The organism is Pseudomonas idahonensis (genome assembly GCF_037903935.1).
Classification (GTDB): Bacteria; Pseudomonadota; Gammaproteobacteria; order Pseudomonadales; family Pseudomonadaceae; genus Aquipseudomonas; species Aquipseudomonas danubii.
In genome coordinates this window covers 6,199,149-6,217,987 of sequence record NZ_CP149586.1, presented here as the reverse complement: position 1 = coordinate 6,217,987, position 18,839 = coordinate 6,199,149, and the positions used below count along the sequence as shown (strand labels likewise).

Below are 18,839 nucleotides of genomic sequence, written 5' to 3'. Positions count from 1 at the left end.
CTTCTACACTTCACGGCAGCGCTGTGGGTATTTGCCTGCGCGTGCATTTTGTTTCGATGACGAAAGGCATGGGAGCGACGCTTGACAAGATTTGGGCCTAAACGTATGTTTCAAACACCTGTTTGACCGCTATAAAAAATCAACGCGGTTGTTCATTCCCGGTTACATCAGCAGAGGTTTATCGCTATGCCTGACTACAAGGCCCCCTTGCGTGATATTCGCTTCGTTCGTGACGAACTGCTCGGCTATGAGGCGCACTATCAGAGCCTCCCGGCTTGCCAGGACGCCACTCCGGACATGGTTGACGCCATTCTCGAGGAAGGTGCGAAGTTTTGTGAGCAGGTACTGGCGCCGCTGAACCGTGTGGGCGACCAGGAAGGTTGCACCTGGAGTGAATCCGGCGTTAAGACCCCGACTGGCTTCAAAGAGGCCTACAAGCAATTCGTTGAAGGCGGCTGGCCAAGCCTGGCTCACGACGTCGCGCACGGTGGTCAGGGCCTGCCTGAATCCCTGGGCCTGGCAGTCAGCGAAATGGTCGGCGAAGCCAACTGGTCGTGGGGCATGTACCCAGGCCTGTCTCACGGCGCGATGAATACGATTTCCGAGCACGGTACTCCTGAGCAGCAAGAGGCTTACCTGACCAAGCTGGTGTCCGGCGAGTGGACCGGCACCATGTGCCTGACCGAGCCGCATTGCGGCACCGACCTGGGCATGCTGCGCACCAAGGCCGAACCTCAGGCTGATGGTTCCTACAAAGTCACCGGTACCAAGATCTTCATCTCCGCCGGTGAACACGACATGGCCGACAACATCGTCCATATCGTTCTGGCCCGTCTGCCGGACGCACCGGCCGGCACCAAAGGCATTTCGCTGTTCATCGTGCCCAAGTTCCTGCCTAACGCTGACGGCAGTGTCGGCCAGCGCAACGCGGTCAGCTGCGGTTCGCTGGAACACAAGATGGGCATCCACGGTAACGCCACCTGCGTGATGAACTTCGACGCGGCCACCGGTTTCCTCATCGGCCCGGCGAACAAAGGCCTGAACTGCATGTTCACCTTTATGAACACCGCGCGTCTGGGCACCGCTCTGCAGGGCCTGGCCCACGCCGAGATCGGCTTCCAGGGTGGCCTGAAATACGCTCGCGACCGTCTGCAAATGCGCTCCCTGACTGGCCCGAAAGCGCCGGACAAGGCCGCGGACCCGATCATCGTGCACCCTGACGTACGTCGCATGCTGCTGACCATGAAAGCCTTCGCCGAAGGTAACCGGGCGATGGTGTACTTCACCGCCAAGCAGGTCGACATCGTCAAATACGGTGTAGACGAAGAAGAGAAGAAGAAAGCCGATGCACTGCTGGCTTTCATGACTCCGATCGCCAAGGCGTTCATGACCGAAGTCGGCTTCGAGTCCGCCAACCACGGTGTGCAGATCTACGGTGGCCACGGTTTTATCGCCGAGTGGGGCATGGAGCAGAACGTTCGCGACAGCCGTATCTCGATGTTGTACGAAGGCACCACTGGCATCCAGGCGCTGGACCTGCTGGGCCGCAAAGTGCTCATGACTCAGGGCGAGGCCCTCAAGGGTTTCACCAAGATCGTCCACAAGTTCTGCCAGAACAACGAAGGCAACGAAGCCGTTAAGGAATTCGTCGCTCCGCTGGCGGCACTGAACAAGGAATGGGGCGAGCTGACCATGAAAGTGGGCATGGCCGCGATGAAAGACCGTGAAGAAGTGGGCGCTGCTTCGGTGGACTACCTGATGTATTCCGGTTATGCCTGCCTGGCCTACTTCTGGGCTGACATGGCCCGTCTGGCGGCTGAAAAGCTGGCAGCCGGCACTACCGAAGAGGCTTTCTACACGGCCAAGTTGCAGACTGCGCGCTTCTACTTCCAGCGCATCCTGCCGCGTACCCGCACTCACGTTGCAACCATGCTGTCGGGCGCCAACAACCTGATGGACATGAAGGAAGAGGACTTCGGCCTGGCCTACTAAGCCTTACCGGACCTTTCAGAAAGCCGTTCGCCCTCCGGGTCGAGCGGCTTTTTTGTGCCTGCAGAATCTTCATGAAAATTCCCGACTAAATCGCTAAGCAGAAGCGATTTCCTGCCGTTAAAGAGATGGCAATGTGATGTCTGTCACACCGCGTGTGCTTAACTTCAATAAATGAAGGCACAATGCCATCTATTGATCAGCCGGGTCGGAGTTTTACCCTTGCCGCGTTCTTCCGCTGTACGTTTCAGTCATTTCCTACCGTCTTTGCTGCTTTTGCTTGCGGGGCTGGCGGCCGCTTACGTCAAGGACCTCAACGTCTTCTTCACTTCGCTGTTCAATGTGCTGCCAACGCTGGTGCTGTTGCTTGGCGGAGCCTATTGCGCTGTGTATCGGCGCCAGCGTGAACTGTTTTTGATGGTCACGGTGTACATCGCCTATTTTCTGCTGGATACCCAAACCGATTTCTACCGGGATAACGGCAGGGTCCGCGAAGATGCCGCGGTGGTATTCCACCTTTGCTGCCTTTTGCTCCCCTTGTTGTTTGGCCTGTTCGCAGCCTGGCAGGAGCGTACCCATCTGTTTCAGGACATGGTCGCGCGTTTTGCCGTGTTATTGGCGTTTGGCAGCGTCGCTCTGGGCCTGGAACAGAGTTACCCACAAGCGTTGCTGAACTGGCTGGCAGAGATCCGTTGGCCGGCTTTGCATGGCAGTTGGATGAGCCTTATCCAGTTGTCCTATCCGGTATTCTTTGCGGCATTCCTGCTACTGGCGGTCCAGTACTGGCGCAGTCCGCGACCGCTGCACGCAGCGCAGTTGGTGGGCTTGCTGGGTTTGTTCTGGATGCTGCCCAAGACGTTCATCCTGCCATTCACCCTGAACATCATGTGCAGTCAGGTCATGTTGATGATTGCCGCGGCGGTGGCCCATGAGGCTTACCAGATGGCGTTCCGTGACGAGTTGACCGGCTTGCCGGGGCGTCGGGCGCTCAATGAGCGCATGCAGCGTCTGGGTCGCAATTATGTGCTGGCCATGACTGACGTCGATCACTTCAAGAAATTCAACGACACCCACGGTCACGATGTCGGGGATCAGGTGCTGCGCCTGGTGGCCAGCAAGCTGTCAAAGGTCACTGGCGGTGGGCGCGCCTATCGTTACGGTGGGGAAGAGTTTGCTGTGGTATTTGCCGGCAAGACCCTGGATGAGTGCATGCCGCACCTGGAGATGATTCGCGAGATCATCGCTACCTACAACATTCAGTTGCGCAACCAGGACAACCGCCCCCAGGACGACCAGCAAGGCCGCCAACGCCGCGGCGTTGCAGCGGCATCCAGTGTTTCGGTGACCATCAGCATCGGTGTCGCCGAGCGACTGATGGAGCACCGGACTCCCGAAGAAGTGCTCAAGTCCGCCGACCAGGCGCTCTACAGTGCCAAGGGCGCGGGGCGTAACTGTGTCATGGCCTTCGGGCAGAATCGCCGTGGCGCAGTGCGCATGGATACGGCTGCGGGTTGAGTGATGATGGCGCATTCAGCGACTTGAACGTCATTGGCAGGCTGAGGACGGCGGCAGTAGGTTGGAGAAACCTGCTGCCGGAGAAATCATCATGCCCGAGTATCAAGGTCCCCTGCGCGACATGCGCTTCCTGATCGATCATGTCTTCGACTTTCATGGCAGTTACGCCGCACTGGGAGCCAGCGATGCCAGCCCGGACATGGTCAGCGCGATCCTCGAGGAAGGGGCGAAGTTCTGCGAGAACGTCCTGGCTCCGCTGAACCGCTCCGGTGACGAGGAAGGCTGCCATTTCGACAATGGCGTAGTGACCACCCCCAAGGGTTTCAAACAGGCTTTCGCCCAATACGTCGAAGGCGGTTGGCATGGCTTGGCCGCCGATCCTGCCTATGGCGGCCAGGGGCTGCCCCATTCCCTGGGGCTGGTGATCAGCGAGATGGTGGGTTCCAGCAACACTTCCTGGGGCATGTACCCGGGGCTGACCCATGGTGCGATGTCGGCGATTCGTGCCCATGGCACCGACGAACAGAAGCTGCTGTACCTGAGCAAACTCACCGCCGGGCAGTGGACCGGCACCATGTGCCTGACCGAAGCCCATTGCGGTACCGACCTGGGCCTGATCAAGACCCGAGCGGTGCCCCAGGCCGATGGCAGTTATGCGTTATCGGGGAGCAAGATTTTCATCTCTGCCGGCGAGCACGACCTGAGTGAAAACATCATTCACCTGGTGCTGGCCAAACTGCCGGACGCACCGGCCGGGACCAAAGGCATTTCCCTGTTCATCGTGCCCAAGTTCCTGCCGGACGCAGCAGGTGAGGTCGGTGAGCGCAACGGTGTGAGTTGCGGCTCCATCGAGCACAAGATGGGAATCAAGGCTTCGGCTACCTGTGTACTGAACTTCGACGGCGCCAAGGGCTTCCTGATCGGCGAGGCCAATAAAGGCCTGAACTGCATGTTCACCATGATGAATCACGCGCGCCTGGGCACCGGAATGCAGGGGCTGTGCCTGGGGGAGGCGAGCTTTCAAGGTGCGATCAAGTACGCCAACGATCGTTTGCAGATGCGCGCTCTGACCGGGCCCAAGGCGCCGGACAAGGCGGCTGACCCGATCATCGTCCACCCCGATGTACGGCGCATGCTGCTGACCATGAAGGCGTTCAATGAAGGCAACCGGGCCCTGGCCTATTTCACCGCCCAATTGCTGGATGTGGCTCATCTGAGCGCCGATCCGGCCCAGCGTCAGGACGCCGAGAACCTCCTGGCGTTCCTGACTCCGATCTGCAAGGCCTTCATGACCGAGACGGGCCTTGAGGTGACCAACCACGGTATGCAGGTGTTTGGCGGTCACGGCTACATTCGTGAGTGGGGCATGGAGCAACTGGTGCGCGATTGTCGTATCGCCCTGATCTATGAGGGCACCAACGGCATCCAGGCTCTGGACTTGCTGGGCCGCAAGGTGCTGGGCAGCCAGGGCAAGCTGTTACTGGGATTTACCAAGATCGTTCACAAGTTCTGTGGGGCACATGCCGAGCATCCTCAGTTCAAGGCCTACATCGCGCAACTGGATGGCTTGAACCGTCAATGGGGCGAGTTAACCACCCGGGTGGGCATGGCCGCCATGAAAAATCCGGATGAAGTGGGGGCCGCAGCCCTGGATTACTTGATGTACAGCGGCTACATCGTTCTAGCCTATCTCTGGCTGCGTATGGCCCTGGTGGCGCAGCAACAGCTCGATGCAGGTGAAGGCGACGGTGATTTCGCCACCGCCAAGCTGGCCACTTGTGCGTTCTACTTCAAGCGACTGCTGCCACGTACCGGCGCCCATCTGGCGGCAATCGACGCTGGCAGTGATTGCCTGATGAGCCTGCCGGCGCAGATGTTCGCCTTGTGAGTACGCTGATGTGCTCTGGACAAGGCCCGCTTCTGGCGGGCTTTTTCTTTTGGCTATTTGGTTGTGACTAAAATTAACAATAAAGTCATGAGTTGACCCTATGTGTCGCAAAAGTTGTTCGGTTACACTCGACTTTTCGTAAATGGGCCCGTTCCGGCCCGCTTGTTTAGATCTTGCGAGGTTTGCCATGGCTGACTACAAAGCGCCCCTGCGCGATATGCGCTTCGTCCTCAATGAAGTCTTCGAGGTCGCCAAACTCTGGGCTCAACTGCCAGCTCTGGCCGAGACTGTGGATGCCGAGACTGTTGAGGCGATTCTGGAGGAAGCGGGCAAAGTCACCGCCCGCAGCATCGCTCCGCTGAGTCGTGGTGCCGACGAGGAAGGCTGTCATTGGAACGAGACCGTCGTAACCACTCCCCAAGGATTCACCCAGGCTTATCAGACCTACGCCGAAGGCGGTTGGGTCGGCGTGGGCGGTGATCCCGAGTTCGGCGGCATGGGCATGCCCAAGGCGGTGTCCGCCCAGGTCGAGGAAATGGTCAACTCCGCGAGCCTGGCCTTTGGCCTGTATCCGATGCTGACGGCGGGAGCTTGCCTGTCGATCAATGCCCACGCCAGCGAAGAGCTGAAAGCCACTTACCTGCCAAACATGTACGCCGGTGTCTGGGCCGGCTCCATGTGCCTGACCGAGCCCCATGCCGGCACCGACCTGGGCATCATCCGTACCAAGGCCGAACCTCAGGCTGACGGTTCCTATGCCATCAGCGGGACCAAGATCTTCATTACCGGTGGTGAGCACGACCTGACTGAAAACATCATTCACCTGGTGCTGGCCAAACTGCCGGATGCGCCGGCCGGGCCCAAGGGGATCTCCCTGTTTCTGGTGCCCAAGTTCATGGTCAACGCCGACGGCAGCCTGGGTGAACGCAACCCGGTGAGTTGCGGTTCAATCGAACACAAGATGGGTATCCAGGCCTCGGCCACTTGTGTGATGAACTTCGATCAAGCGATAGGTTATCTGGTGGGCGAGCCGAACAAGGGCTTGGCAGCGATGTTCACCATGATGAACTACGAGCGCCTGGGTGTCGGCATCCAGGGCCTGGCCACCGGTGAGCGCTCCTATCAGAACGCGGTGGAATATGCCCGTGACCGCCTGCAGAGCCGTTCACCGACCGGGCCGCAAGCCAAGGACAAGGTTGCCGATCCGATCATCGTGCACCCGGACGTGCGGCGCATGCTGCTGACCATGAAGGCGGCCAACGAAGGTGGCCGGGCATTCTCCACCTATGTGGCGATGCAACTGGATACCGCCAAGTTCAGCGAAGATGCCGAGACCCGCACGCGCGCGGAAAGTCTGGTGGCCTTGCTGACTCCCGTGGCCAAGGCGTTCCTTACCGACCTGGGTCTGGAAACCACGGTTCATGGCCAGCAGATTTTTGGCGGCCACGGCTACATTCGCGAATGGGGCCAGGAGCAGTTGGTGCGCGACGTGCGGATCACCCAGATCTACGAAGGCACCAACGGTATCCAGGCCCTGGACCTGGTGGGGCGCAAGATCGTCGGTAGCGGTGGGGCGTTCTACCGTCTGTTCGCTGATGAAATTCGCCATTTCACCGCCACCGCCGATGCGCAACTGGGCGAGTTCACCCTGCCTTTGAACGCGGCTCTGGACAATCTGGACGAGCTGACCGCCTGGCTGTTGGATCGGGCCATCAGTAACCCCAACGAAATCGGCGCGGCTTCGGTGGAGTATCTGCAGGTCTTTGGCTACACCGCCTACGCCTACATGTGGGCCCTGATGGCCAAGGCGGCGCTGGGCAAGGAGCAGGAAGAGGACTTCTACGCCAGTAAATTGGGAACCGCGCGGTTCTATTTCGCCCGTTTGCTGCCGCGTATCCACTCCCTGACTGCCTCGGTGAAAGCGGGTAGTGAATCGCTGTTCCTGTTGCAGGCGGAGCAGTTTTAATCGGGAGAACCTTTGTAAGTCATCTCTTACATAACGTGCTGCTGATCGTCCATATCGGTAGATGACGGCTGAGGCTAATCTACTTCACATGGACGTCGCGCAGGAAGCGCAAAGCAACAACACGGACACGTAGGATTCCGCCAGGATGGTGGAGTGAAAAGGATGTCAGGGAAACAGTCTGCAAAACCCCGCTTCGGCGGGGTTTTCTTTTGTCCGGATTTTTTATTTTGGCGAAGTCAACCCAGGATTTCTGGCACCGCAGTGCCGCCCAAGCGCCCGTCTTGGGTATTCATCGAATCCTCCAATAACGTGCGCAGCAGTTCCAGCGTTCCTTGCTGACGCTGCAGATCGCGACACACCAATCCGACTTTCAACGGCACCCTGGGCTCGCTCAGCGGTTTCCACAGCAGTTCCTTATTGCTGTGCTGTTGTTGCGAGCGCCCTGGAAGTACGGTGGCCAGTCGGGTATGAGGCAGGCTGTCGAGAATACCGGCCATATTGTTCAACTCCGCTTGCACCTGGGGGCGCCGTCCCAGGTTGGCCAGCTGCGCTTGCCAGATCTGGCGGATCTGAAACTCCTCACCCAACAGCAACATTGGCAACTCCGCTGCCTGGCTCATGGAGACCTTCTTGAATTCGCGCAGCGGATGCTGTTCGGGGATGACCAGTGTCAGCTCATCTTCGTACAGCGGGACACCATGCAAGCCGGGTTGGCGTGGTGGCAGGTAGCTGATGCCGATGTCCAACGTGCCATTAAGCAACCGTCGTTCAATCTCCAGGCCGGTCAATTCGTAGATCTGCACCACCAGATGGGGCTGGGCCTTGCGCACTCGTTCGAGCATCTGCGGCACCAGGCTGCTATGCACCGTTTGCAGTACGCCGATGGCCAGGGTACGCAGGGCCTGGCCCTTGAAGTTGCGCAGGGCCTCACGGGCTTGTTGCAGGCCATCGAGCAGGGGCAGAGCGTGATTGTAGAGGGTATGGGCGGCCAGGGTCGGCAACAGGCGCTTGCTGCTGCGTTCAAACAGGCTGACGTCGAGGTTCTGCTCCAACTGACGGATCTGCTGGGAGAGTGCCGGTTGCGAGATCGACAGACGCTCGGCAGCACGGCCCACGTGACCTTCTTCATACACCGCGACGAAATAACGCAGTTGCTTGAAATCCATAAGTATTTCTTATCGAAAAAGCTTAAAAAACGAAATGGCCGTAAGCCCGCAAGGCGCCTAGTCTAGCGCCTATTCACAGGGCTTACAGGGCCAAGGCGCGCGATGAATACCGTTTACGTCGATGGTGTTTACATAGGCAAGGCAAAAAATCTCGGCCAGGGTCTGGTCATCGATACCGACAAGTACCCGGTTGCAAACCGTCTCTGGTTATGGCCACAAGGCCTGGGCAGCGATGAACAGGGTGATCCGCGCTTTCATACTGGCCCAGAACGAGCCCTGCACCACTATCCCGCAGAGCATTACGCCCACTGGCGCAAACGTTATCCACAGTTCGATTGGTCGGCTCCGGCCTTTGGTGAAAATCTCTCGACACGTGGCCTGACCGAAGAACAGGTGTGCCTGGGGGACATGTTCCGTTGGGGTGGCGCGCTGTTGCAGATCAGCCAGCCCCGTTCTCCTTGCTATCGCTTGAGCCAGCGTTGGGGCCTGGTGAATCTGCCCCAGCAAGCCCAGGACAATGGACGCTGCGGCTGGTTCTATCGGGTGCTCAAGCCCGGCTTTGTCCAGGCGGACGAACCCTTCGAACTGATCCAGCGCAGTTATCCCGGCCTGACCGTAGCCTGGGCCCTGCGCTGTTTCTTCCAGGAGCCTCTGGAGCATAAAGGCTTGAAAATGCTGATTGATTGTCCGGCACTGTCCTCGCGCTGGCGCGATATCGCCATCAAGCGTATGCGTACCGGCTGCGTCGAGGATTGGTCTTCACGCCTGCTGGGCCTGCCATTGGAGGGGCTGCGGGCATGAATCTGTTCAATCTGCGCCGCACTCCGCCAAGCCTGGAGGATCTGGCTATCGAGCCCTGTGCGACCGCCTCGGACGATGCCAGCGCCAGTGAGTGCCTGATGCCCAGTGTGCAGCGCCCCCAGCCGGTGTTCGTTCGTGGCCAGGGCTCCTGGTTGTGGGACAGCAATGACCGCACCTACCTGGATTTCACCCAGGCCGGGGCGGCCAACAGCCTGGGGCACAGCCCTTCGGTACTGGTCAACGCCATCGCTGCCCAGGCCCAGTCTCTGATCAATCCCGGGTCGGGTTTCTATAACCGCGGCATGCTCAGGCTTGCCGACCGGCTGTGCCGTAGTACCGGTAGCGACCAGGCCTATCTGTTGAGCAGTGGCAGCGAGGCTTGCGAGGCGGCGATCAAGCTGGCACGCAAGTGGGGTCAACTGCATCGCGGCGGCGCGGCGGGCATCATCACTGCCAGCCGCAGTTGCCATGGCCGCGGTTTTGCCGCGTTATCGGCCGCGGGCAATGGCTCCCCAGGCAATCGTTTCGAACCTCAACTGCCAGGCTTCAGCCAGGTGCCATTCAATGATCTGCCTGCTTTGCATGCGGCGGTGGATGCTCAGACCGTGGCCATCATGCTGGAGCCGATCCAGGGGGAAGCTGGGGTCATTCCAGCGACAGAACACTACCTCAAAGGGGTGGAGCGCCTGTGTCGTGAGCTGGGCATTCTGCTGATCCTCGATGAGGTCCAGACCGGCATCGGCCGCTGCGGCACCCTCTTGGCCGAGCAGTTGTACGGCGTGCGCGCCGACATCATCACCTTGGGCAAGGGCCTCGGCGGCGGCGTGCCCCTGGCGGCGTTGCTGGCGCGGGGCAAGGCCTGTTGTTTCGAGCAGGGCGAGCTGGATGGCACCCACCACGGCAATGCATTGATGACCTCCGCCGGCCTGGCCGTGCTGGACAGTCTGCAGGAGCATGGTTTTCTGCAGCAGGTGCGCAGCAACGGTCAGTACCTGGGGCAGCAGTTGACCCAACTGGCGGCCCGTTACGCCCAGGGCGAAGTGCGAGGGCATGGGTTGTTCTGGGGCATGAGCCTGGCGGACGACTCAGCGCAGGCGGTGCTCAAGGCGGCGTTGCACGAGGGCCTGTTGCTCAGTGCTGCGCAATCGGATTGTTTGCGCTTCACCCCGGCCCTGAGTGTCAGCAAGGGCAATATCGATGAAATGCTCCTGCGCCTGGCCCGGGCCTTTTCCCGCGTGCGGACCGCGCAATTGCAATGCCGCAAGGGAGTAGCCGTGTGAAATCTGGCTGATCCTGGGGCATTCGCTGACGCTCAGTCCCGAGCACATCCGACTTTACTTTGACTGAATTCCTGAACCGTCTCGCGGTATAACGCGTCGCCCCGTGTCCGATTTTTCGCACGGGGCGTTTTTTTGTCTCCGTGCTGTCCAGGAGGGCAAGATTTGCGCTGAACCCTGGCACGCGGCCAGTGTCGATTGCAGGTGAGGCTCAGCCGAGCCCGACTTCTATCAGGAGCTGCCCTATGGACTTGATTCGCATCATCTTCGCCATTCTCTTGCCGCCCTTGGGGGTCTTTCTGCAAGTGGGCTTTGGCGGCGCTTTCTGGCTGAACATCCTGCTGACCTTGTGCGGATACATCCCCGGTATCGTGCACGCGGTGTACATCATCGCCAAACGCTGATTATCCAAGCTGCCCGTTCCAACGGAACGGGCAGCACCCGCTCAGCGTTGCGCTTGCAGCACCTTCTGATAAAACCGCCATTCCTGTTCCAGCGCGTGAGCCTGATTGTCCGCCTTGCGAAAGCCGTGGCGTTCATCCGGGTAATAGTGGGCCTCGGCAGCAATGCCCTGATCCTGGAGCGCTTTGAGCATGTCGCGGGTCTGCTGGGGCACCACCACGGCGTCCAACTCACCCTGGAAAAACACCACGGGCACGCTGATGTTGCTGGCGTACAGCAGTGGCGTGCGCGCCAGATAGCGCTCGTTGTCCTGCTCTGGATCGCCAATCAGCCAGTCCAGATAGTCCCCTTCGAATTTGTGCGTGGAGCGGGTCAGGGCAATGGGATCGCTGACCCCGTACAGGCTGGCGCCGGCACAGAAGACCTTGGCGAAGGCCAGGGCGCAGAGGGTGGTGTAGCCTCCGGCGCTGCCGCCACGGATGAACGCCAGTCTTGGGTCGATCAGCCCTTGTTGGTCCAGATAGGAGACCACCGCACAGGCATCTTCCACGTCCACTTCGCCCCAGCGCTGATGCAGGGCCTGGCGATAGGCCCGGCCATAACCGGTGCTGCCCCGGTAGTTCAGGTCGGCCACGGCAAAGCCGCGCTGGGTCCAGAACTGGATACGCGGGTCCAAGATCGGATAGCAGGCGGAGGTGGGACCGCCGTGAATGAACACCACCAGAGGCGGTCGGTTGACCCCATTCATGGCCGGGTAGAAGAAGCCATGGGCCTGTCCTTCGCCACTGGGATAGCACAGGGTTTGTGGTCGGCTGATGCGCTCCGTCGGTAGCGGCGCGACACCGCCGGCCAACACCTGCACCTGCTGGGTTTCACGTTCGATGGCGAGGATGGCCGAGGGACTGACGGGGGACGCCGCAATGCAGTACAGGTAGTGCTGATCCAGCGCCAAGCCGCGAAAGCGGCTGTAGTTGCCGCTGAAGTCCTGTTGCGAACCGTCGGTGTGACGCAGTCCGAGACGGCCAAACCCTTCCTCGGTCCAGCTGCCGAACCAGGAGTCCCCACCAAGGGGCATCCAGGTGCGACACCCCAACTGCCAGGGGGCCGGGGCATGATCAGCTGCGGCACAGGGCAGCGGCCGCAAGCCGCTGTCCGACTCGGCCCAGGGTTGCCAGAAACCCTGGCGATCCGTGAGGCAATAGAATCGGTTGTGCTGATCGAAGCGTGGTTGCTGCAGGGACTCTTCCTGGCCATCGCCCGCCATGCAACGGGGGGCGCCCCAAGTGCCGTCGGCCAGGCGTTCGGCGAGCATCAGGCGAGTGCTGGTCCAGGGCTGATGGGGGCGATCCCATTCGATCCAGGCCAGGCGTTGGCCATTGGGGCTCAAGGTCGGCGCGGCATAGAAGTCTGCCCCGGCGGCGAGCAGGCGGCGCTGGCCGCTGTGGATGTCGATGGCCACCAGCCGGTGCTCGTTGGCGCACTCTTCCACGGCCAGTACTTGATCGGCGTGCGTGTGCAGGTCCCCGTAGCGGCAGTCGCCTCGGGTCAGTGCCACTGGTGCACCGTCTTTCAGGGACTGCCGATACAGTTGCTGGTCTGCTTCATTGACGAACAGCAGGACGTCGCCGCTGAGGCAGAAGGCACCTCCGCCGTATTCGTAGACGCGGCTGCGGACGCTGAACCCCGGCGGCGTCAGGCAGCGGGCCTGGCCTTGCTGCCAATGCCAGATCCGGCAGCTGGCGTCCGCAGGACGGTATTCATTCCAGAACACCCCGTCGGGTGTCAGTTGCAGCTCGGCAAAATCGATCCCGGCGGTGGTGGCCTGGTTGGCGCTGAAGGGCTCAACCCTTGGCGATGAGGCGTGAGTTTCGTTCATTGCGAAAGGCCAGTTGTTCAATGGTTTGGGTGGCCGTTTCGGATTCTTCGCGGGCCTTGAGAATCATCCCGTGGTGTTCCGATTTACTGCACACCGGGTCGGCATTGCTGGCGTCCCCCGTGAGCATGAAGGCTTGGCAGCGGCAGCCGCCGAAGTCCTTTTCTTTCTCGTCGCAGGAGCGGCATGGCTCCGGCATCCAGTCGTAACCGCGAAAGCGGTTGAAGCCGAAGGAGTCGTACCAGATGTGCTGCATGCTGTGGTCGCGCACATTGGGGAACTGCACCGGCATTTGCCGCGCGCCGTGACAAGGCAGGGCGGTGCCGTCCGGGGTGACGGTGAGGAAGATGCTGCCCCAGCCGTTCATACAGGCCTTGGGGCGTTCTTCGTAGTAGTCCGGAGTGACGAAAATCAGCTTGCAGGGATGCCCTTGGGCTTCCAGCTTGGCGCGGTATTGGTTGGTGATGCGTTCCGCGCGCACCAGTTGCTCCCGGGTGGGCAGCAGGCCGACGCGGTTGAGCTGGGCCCAGCCGTAGAACTGACAGGTGGCGAGTTCGACGAAGTCGGCTTCCAGGGCGATGCACAGCTCGATGATGCGGTCGATCTTGTCGATGTTGTGCCGGTGGGTGACGAAGTTCAGCACCATCGGATAGCCGTGAGCCTTGACCGCGCGGGCCATCTCCAGCTTCTGGGCGAAGGCTTTCTTGGAGCCGGCCAGCAGGTTGTTCACTTGCTCGTCGCTGGCCTGGAAGCTGATCTGGATATGGTCCAGGCCGGCTTTCTTGAAGTCGCTGATCTTCTGCTCGGTCAGGCCGATGCCGGAGGTGATCAAGTTGGTATAGAAGCCCAGCTTGCGCGCCTCGCCGATCAACTCGGCGAGGTCCTGGCGCACCAGCGGTTCGCCGCCGGAGAAGCCCAACTGCGCCGCGCCCATCTCCCGCGCTTCACGGAATACCTTGATCCACTGTTCGGTGCTCAGCTCCTTGCCCTGCTCGGCAAAGTCCAGCGGATTGGAACAGTAGGGGCATTGCAGTGGGCAGCGATAAGTCAGCTCGGCCAGCAGCCACAGTGGCAGGCCGACGTCCGGTTTGTCGGGCAGCGACACCGACTCAGCCGAGTTCGATCCAGTGCTGGGCACGGGCGACCTCCATGAACTGCTCGATATCGTCACCGAGCTCGGCCACTCCGGGGAACTGTACTTCCAACGCCTGGATGATCGCTGCCACGTCACGCTCGCCGTCGATCAGGCCGCCAATCAGAGCGGCGCTGTCATTGAGCTTGATCATGCCTTCCGGGTAGAGCAATACATGGCCTTTTTGTGCCGGCTCGTACTGGAAGCGGTAGCCGGGACGCCAGCGTGGGGTTTTGCTGCGGTCGAAACTCATAGGGTGATCCCCTTATGCCAGACCCGCTGATCGGTGACGCTGTGATAGGGCGGGCGGTTCAATTCATAGGCCATGCTCATGGCGTCGAGCATGCTCCAAAGGATGTCCAGTTTGAACTGGAGAATTTCCAGCATGCGTTCCTGACCGGCACGGGTGGTGTAGTGCTGCAGGGTGATGGCCAGACCGTGTTCCACATCGCGCCGGGCCTGGCCCAGGCGGGTGCGGAAGTACTCGTAGCCGGTCGGGTCGATCCAGGGATAGTGCTGGGGCCAGCTGTCCAGGCGCGATTGGTGGATCTGCGGGGCGAACAGTTCGGTCAGCGAGCTGCTGGCGGCTTCCTGCCAGCTGGCGCGGCGGGCGAAGTTGACGTAAGCGTCCACGGCAAAACGTACGCCGGGCAGCACCAGCTCCTGGGAGCGCAGTTGGTCCGGGTCCAGGCCCACGGCCTGGCCCAGGCGCAGCCAGGCTTCGATACCACCGTCTTCACCCGGGGCACCGTCATGGTCCAGCAGGCGCTGGATCCACTCGCGGCGAATGTCCCGGTCCGGGCAGTTGGCGAGGATCGCCGCATCCTTCATGGGGATGTTCACCTGGTAGTAGAAGCGGTTGGCGACCCAGCCCTGGATCTGTTCGCGGCTTGCCCGGCCTTCATACATCGCCACGTGATAGGGGTGATGGATGTGGTAGTAGGCGCCCTTGGCGCGCAGCGCCTGCTCGAATTCGGCGGGGGACATCGGGGTGTCGGTCATGTGTGTTCTCCGGGGGGCTGCCCTTTCGCGGGCAAGCCCGCCCCTAGGCAAAGGGGCCAAGGCTCTTGGGTCGAGCTTGTGGGCGATACGGCCTACAGCTCAATACTCATTCCGTCGTAAGCCACTTCCACCTTTCGGCGTACCAGTTCGGCACGTTCGGCGGAGTCTTCGTCGAGGATCGGGTTGGTGTTGTTGATGTGGATCAGCACCTTGCGCTGGCGGGGCAGCTGTTCCAGCACTTCGAGCATGCCTCCCGGGCCGTTCTGGGCCAGGTGGCCCATTTCCCGGCCGGTGCGGGTACCGACGCCACGGCGCTGCATTTCATCGTCTTCCCACAGGGTGCCGTCCAGCAGCAGGCAGTCGCTGGCGGACATGATCTCCAGCAGCGGCGCGTCCACCTTGCCCAGGCCCGGCGCGTAGAAGAGCTTACCGCCGCTGCGCAGGTCTTCGACGATCAGGCCGATGTTGTCGCCTGGGTGCGGATCGAAACGATGGGGCGAATAGGGCGGTGCAGCACTGCGCAAAGGCAGTGGGGTGAAGCGCAGGTTGGGGCAGGCCGGAACCGTGAAGCTCTGGTCGAGCTCGATGCGGTTCCAGTTCAGGCCGCCGTTCCAGTGGCTGAGCATCTTGAACAGGGGAAAACCGGTGCTCAGGTCTTCGTGGACCATGTCGGTGCACCAGACCTGATGCGGGCAGCCTTCGCGCAGGCTGAGCAGGCCGGTGGTGTGATCGATCTGGCTGTCCATGAGGATGATGGCGCTGATCCCGCTGTCGCGCAGTGCACGGCCCGGTTGCATGGGGGCAAAACCCTGCAGTTGGGCGCGGATGTCCGGGGAGGCATTGCACAGTACCCAGTTCACCCCGTCATCGGAAATCGCGATGGACGACTGGGTACGAGCCTGGGCCCGCAGGCTGCCGTCGCGAAACCCTGCGCAGTTCACGCAGTTGCAGTTCCACTGCGGAAAACCACCGCCGGCGGCGGAACCTAGAATCTGGACAAACATGGACGCTCCCAGGGAAAAAAGACGTAGAACTGAAAATAAAAACGCCCCGGACGGACCGAGGCGTTGCGCTGCGTTTTCTGGCCAGAGGCAGAAATCAGCGGCTGGCGAAGTACATGGTGACTTCGAAGCCGATACGCAGGTCGGTGTAAGCAGGTTTGGACCAGGTCATAAAAATGCTCCTTTGAGGTGGGTGGGACGGGTATTGCCTATACATATAGTCCACCTCCGGCGGGAGATGTTCAGATGCTTAGGGGGCTATCTTACTAAATTCCCACAAAAGGTTGCCCGCAATTCTGAAGAAAGCTCGTTGCAGCACCGGTAATGATCATTCTGCCGCTTGCCAGGGCGCTCCTGGGCAAGGCCCGTTGGCCAGTACTGTCCAGCCGCCTGTCGCCGAATGCAGGGCCATGGCGGCCTGGGTCACGGCTGAGGGCGTGAGGGCCAGGATGCTGTCGTGCAGCCGCTCCAGGTAATCCGACGGATGGCCGGCCAGTTTCGCCTGCCACAGCAGTTCCGCGGCTTGCTCCAGGGGCAGGAGCGAGGCTTGGAACTGTTGAGCCAGAGCCTGTCGCTGTTCGTTCCAGAGCGGCTCGTCGAGCGCCTGGAGCTGTTCCGGCAACTGCAGAAGGAATTGTTCCAGGTGCTGAAGTATTTCCGTGAGCGTCGCCTTGGGCGATTGCACGCCGAACAGCAGGCCGGTCTGGCCATTGCGTTGGCGTATGGCGCTGAACACCGCGTAACCCAACTGCAACTCCACCCGCAGGCGCTGATAGAACGGCGTTTGGCAGAGTTGGCCCAGCAGGCGCCAGGCCGCTTCATCGGCAAGGCGGGTGCCGGGCGTTGGGCAGAACAGCAGCAGGGCCTGTTCGCTGGATGCCCCGGGGTATGTCTGCCAACGATGGGCGGTGTCTGGCGGTGAGGGTTGGCACAGGGCCGTATCTGCTGTTCCCGGCATCTTTTGCAGCGCTTGGCCAAGGGCTTCCTGAGTGCCGGCTGACAGCGCCAAGGCCAGGCCGTCCCATCGAGCACCAGCCCACAGGGCTTGCAGGGTTTGAGGCTGTGCAACTGTCAGCTCGCCGGGTTGTGGTTGCTCGCTGAAGGCCTTGAGCAACTGACGGATCGGCATCAAGGGGGCATCGTCTGTCGTAGCTGCGCTCTGCAGCCAGAACGATTCGGCGGGCTGGTTCAGTTGCTTCAGCGCCTGCTGCAGCACTGCGGGCATGGGTTGCTGCAGGCCACTGAGTTTCAGCAACCAATCGGCGCCACTGGTGGTGAAGCTCAGTGCTACTCCAGCCTCACCCGCATCGCTGCGCAAGGGCGCCAGGCTATGCAGGAGGCGCTCGTGCACACCAGCTGGGGCGGGTGAAGCCAGGCGCCAGCGCAGAATCAAGGTCCCTTCGCGGCTATCCGCAGGCAGGGCCTGGCTGATGTTCAACGCCGAGCTCTCTCGCCGGCTTCGCGAGCGATCCTGGGCGAAGGTGCGTAGTCCTCGGTGCGCGCTGGTCTGCCCGCGAATCAGTCCTGCCCGCGGTGCTTCAGCGGTGCTGCGCAGAAAAGGGTTACCCGGTGGCAGGCACCACTCATGGCTGAAGTTATCCACAGCCTGCGGTTGCAACTGTGCGAGCAGCACCCTGAGGGCCTCGAGTCCTTGCGCATCCAGCTCGCCGACGGTCTGCCGGCTGTCCCGCTGGGCCAACTCCAGGGCGCTGCCGACCTGCAACTGGCGTTGTTGCAGCAAGGCATATTCTGTTCGCAGCGCTGGCCAATCGTCTTGGGCGCTGAAGAAACCCAGCCAATCTGCCAGCAGTTCGCGGACCTGGGCCGGGGCCGTCGCCTCTGTTGTGCTCAGGTTCAATTGCAGATGCAGCAAAGCCTGACCGGCAAACTCGTACAGCGTCTGCGCCTTCAGGCTCTGGGCCAATTGGCGTTGCTGGAGTCCGGCAAGCAGCCCGCCCGGCTTGGCCGATTGCAGCCAGGTGCAGAGAAAGTCCAGTGCAGGCGCTGCGCTCTCGGGCAGTTGTTCCAGGGTGAACAGCAGGTCCAGACGGTGAGCATCGAGCTGTTGATAAGTGCCGATGCCGGTAGTCGACAGCGCAGGAGGCACGCTCTGCTCAAGGCGCTGGCCTTTCGGTAGATCTGCGCCATAGCGTGTGGCCAGGGCGCGAAGTTCTTCCAGAGACTGAGGCCCGGCGAGGCTCAGGGTCATTTGCCCGGCTTGGTAAAAGTCTTGGTGAAATTGCTGCAGCGCTTGCTGAAAAGCCTGGCTGGGCAGGTTGAGGCTGTAGCGGTTGCCAGCATGGAAGGCCCGCAGCGGGTGAGCAGCGGACAGGCCATCGAACAGCGCGAACTGGCGTTGCGCCGCCCCATCCCGGGACCAGGCGATAAATTCCGCATGCAGCACTTCTCGCTCCCGGCGCTGGTCTTCAAGACTCATCCGCGGTCGGGCGAGCATGTCGCACAGACGCTCGAGGCCGCCGGCCAGGGCGCTGATCGGCAGCTCGAAAAAGAACTCGGTCGCGCGCTCACAAGTCTTGGCGTTCAGTTGTCCTCCCTGGCCCCGCACATAGGCCATCAATCCCTGTTCGGCGGGAAAACGCTCGGTGCCGAGAAACAGCAGGTGCTCCAGGAAGTGCGCCAGCCCCGGCCAGGCCAGTGGTACATCGTGGCTGCCGGCCGATACCCGCAGTGCGGCGGCGCAACGTTTCAAATGAGGGGCATGACGCAAGGACACCCGCAGGCCGTTGACCAGGGTTTCCACGTGAGGCAGAGGGTGGTTCAGCGCGGGCATGAGCACTTCCAGAACAGAGAGGCGCCCATGCTAGCG

15 protein-coding genes are annotated in these 18,839 nt (G+C 61.2%); 7 read left to right on the top strand and 8 right to left on the bottom strand.

Features of this window, described 5'->3' with window-relative positions:
- Positions 1-186 precede the first annotated feature (186 nt).
- The 4 genes from WIN67_RS28155 (at position 187) to WIN67_RS28140 (ending at position 7,358) form a co-directional block, all read left to right on the top strand.
- Positions 187-1,992, top strand: coding sequence for a phenylacyl-CoA dehydrogenase (locus WIN67_RS28155; protein WP_102861950.1), 1,806 nt, complete (start codon positions 187-189; stop codon positions 1,990-1,992).
- Positions 1,993-2,211: 219 nt separating this feature from the next.
- On the top strand, positions 2,212-3,504 hold the full coding sequence (locus WIN67_RS28150) for a GGDEF domain-containing protein (protein ID WP_102881059.1): 1,293 nt from the start codon (positions 2,212-2,214) through the stop codon (positions 3,502-3,504).
- Positions 3,505-3,595: 91 nt separating this feature from the next.
- Entirely contained in the window at positions 3,596-5,392 is a 1,797-nt protein-coding gene (locus tag WIN67_RS28145; RefSeq protein ID WP_339070331.1) for an acyl-CoA dehydrogenase C-terminal domain-containing protein, read from the top strand.
- A gap of 187 nt (positions 5,393-5,579) precedes the next feature.
- Positions 5,580-7,358: an acyl-CoA dehydrogenase C-terminal domain-containing protein gene (locus tag WIN67_RS28140; RefSeq protein ID WP_123389802.1), complete on the top strand. Its 1,779-nt coding sequence runs from the start codon at positions 5,580-5,582 to the stop codon at positions 7,356-7,358.
- A gap of 236 nt (positions 7,359-7,594) precedes the next feature.
- Here WIN67_RS28140 and WIN67_RS28135 read toward each other — a convergent pair whose 3' ends face one another.
- Entirely contained in the window at positions 7,595-8,524 is a 930-nt protein-coding gene (locus WIN67_RS28135) for a LysR family transcriptional regulator (protein ID WP_102881056.1), read from the bottom strand.
- A gap of 102 nt (positions 8,525-8,626) precedes the next feature.
- On the opposite strand from WIN67_RS28135, the gene WIN67_RS28130 reads away from it, so the two are divergent.
- The 3 genes from WIN67_RS28130 to WIN67_RS28120 all read left to right on the top strand — a co-directional run bounded on the left by WIN67_RS28130 (position 8,627) and on the right by WIN67_RS28120 (position 11,006).
- Positions 8,627-9,325 carry an MOSC domain-containing protein gene (locus WIN67_RS28130; RefSeq protein WP_102881055.1) on the top strand — a complete coding sequence of 233 codons (699 nt, stop codon included), beginning with the start codon at positions 8,627-8,629 and terminating at the stop codon, positions 9,323-9,325.
- Positions 9,322-10,605, top strand: coding sequence for an aspartate aminotransferase family protein (locus tag WIN67_RS28125; protein ID WP_102881054.1), 1,284 nt, complete (start codon positions 9,322-9,324; stop codon positions 10,603-10,605). The genes WIN67_RS28130 and WIN67_RS28125 overlap by 4 nt, the downstream gene beginning before the upstream one ends.
- Positions 10,606-10,847: 242 nt before the next feature.
- Positions 10,848-11,006, top strand: coding sequence for a YqaE/Pmp3 family membrane protein (locus tag WIN67_RS28120; RefSeq protein ID WP_011063854.1), 159 nt, complete (start codon positions 10,848-10,850; stop codon positions 11,004-11,006).
- A gap of 41 nt (positions 11,007-11,047) precedes the next feature.
- Here WIN67_RS28120 and WIN67_RS28115 read toward each other — a convergent pair whose 3' ends face one another.
- The 7 genes from WIN67_RS28115 to pqqF form a co-directional block, all read right to left on the bottom strand.
- Positions 11,048-12,880: a S9 family peptidase gene (locus WIN67_RS28115; RefSeq protein WP_339070330.1), complete on the bottom strand. Its 1,833-nt coding sequence runs from the start codon at positions 12,878-12,880 to the stop codon at positions 11,048-11,050.
- Positions 12,846-14,015: a pyrroloquinoline quinone biosynthesis protein PqqE gene (pqqE, locus tag WIN67_RS28110; RefSeq protein WP_102881052.1), complete on the bottom strand. Its 1,170-nt coding sequence runs from the start codon at positions 14,013-14,015 to the stop codon at positions 12,846-12,848. Before pqqE ends, WIN67_RS28115 begins: the two co-directional genes overlap by 35 nt.
- Positions 13,987-14,262, bottom strand: coding sequence for a pyrroloquinoline quinone biosynthesis peptide chaperone PqqD (gene pqqD, locus WIN67_RS28105; RefSeq protein WP_102861941.1), 276 nt, complete (start codon positions 14,260-14,262; stop codon positions 13,987-13,989). Before pqqD ends, pqqE begins: the two co-directional genes overlap by 29 nt.
- Positions 14,259-15,011, bottom strand: coding sequence for a pyrroloquinoline-quinone synthase PqqC (gene pqqC / locus WIN67_RS28100; protein ID WP_268561737.1), 753 nt, complete (start codon positions 15,009-15,011; stop codon positions 14,259-14,261). The genes pqqD and pqqC overlap by 4 nt, the downstream gene beginning before the upstream one ends.
- A gap of 92 nt (positions 15,012-15,103) precedes the next feature.
- Positions 15,104-16,015: a pyrroloquinoline quinone biosynthesis protein PqqB gene (pqqB, locus tag WIN67_RS28095; protein WP_102881051.1), complete on the bottom strand. Its 912-nt coding sequence runs from the start codon at positions 16,013-16,015 to the stop codon at positions 15,104-15,106.
- Positions 16,016-16,109: 94 nt separating this feature from the next.
- Positions 16,110-16,184: a pyrroloquinoline quinone precursor peptide PqqA gene (pqqA, locus tag WIN67_RS28090; protein WP_003194766.1), complete on the bottom strand. Its 75-nt coding sequence runs from the start codon at positions 16,182-16,184 to the stop codon at positions 16,110-16,112.
- A 156-nt stretch (positions 16,185-16,340) separates the two neighbouring features.
- Entirely contained in the window at positions 16,341-18,803 is a 2,463-nt protein-coding gene (gene pqqF / locus WIN67_RS28085) for a pyrroloquinoline quinone biosynthesis protein PqqF (protein ID WP_339070329.1), read from the bottom strand.
- Positions 18,804-18,839 lie beyond the last annotated feature (36 nt).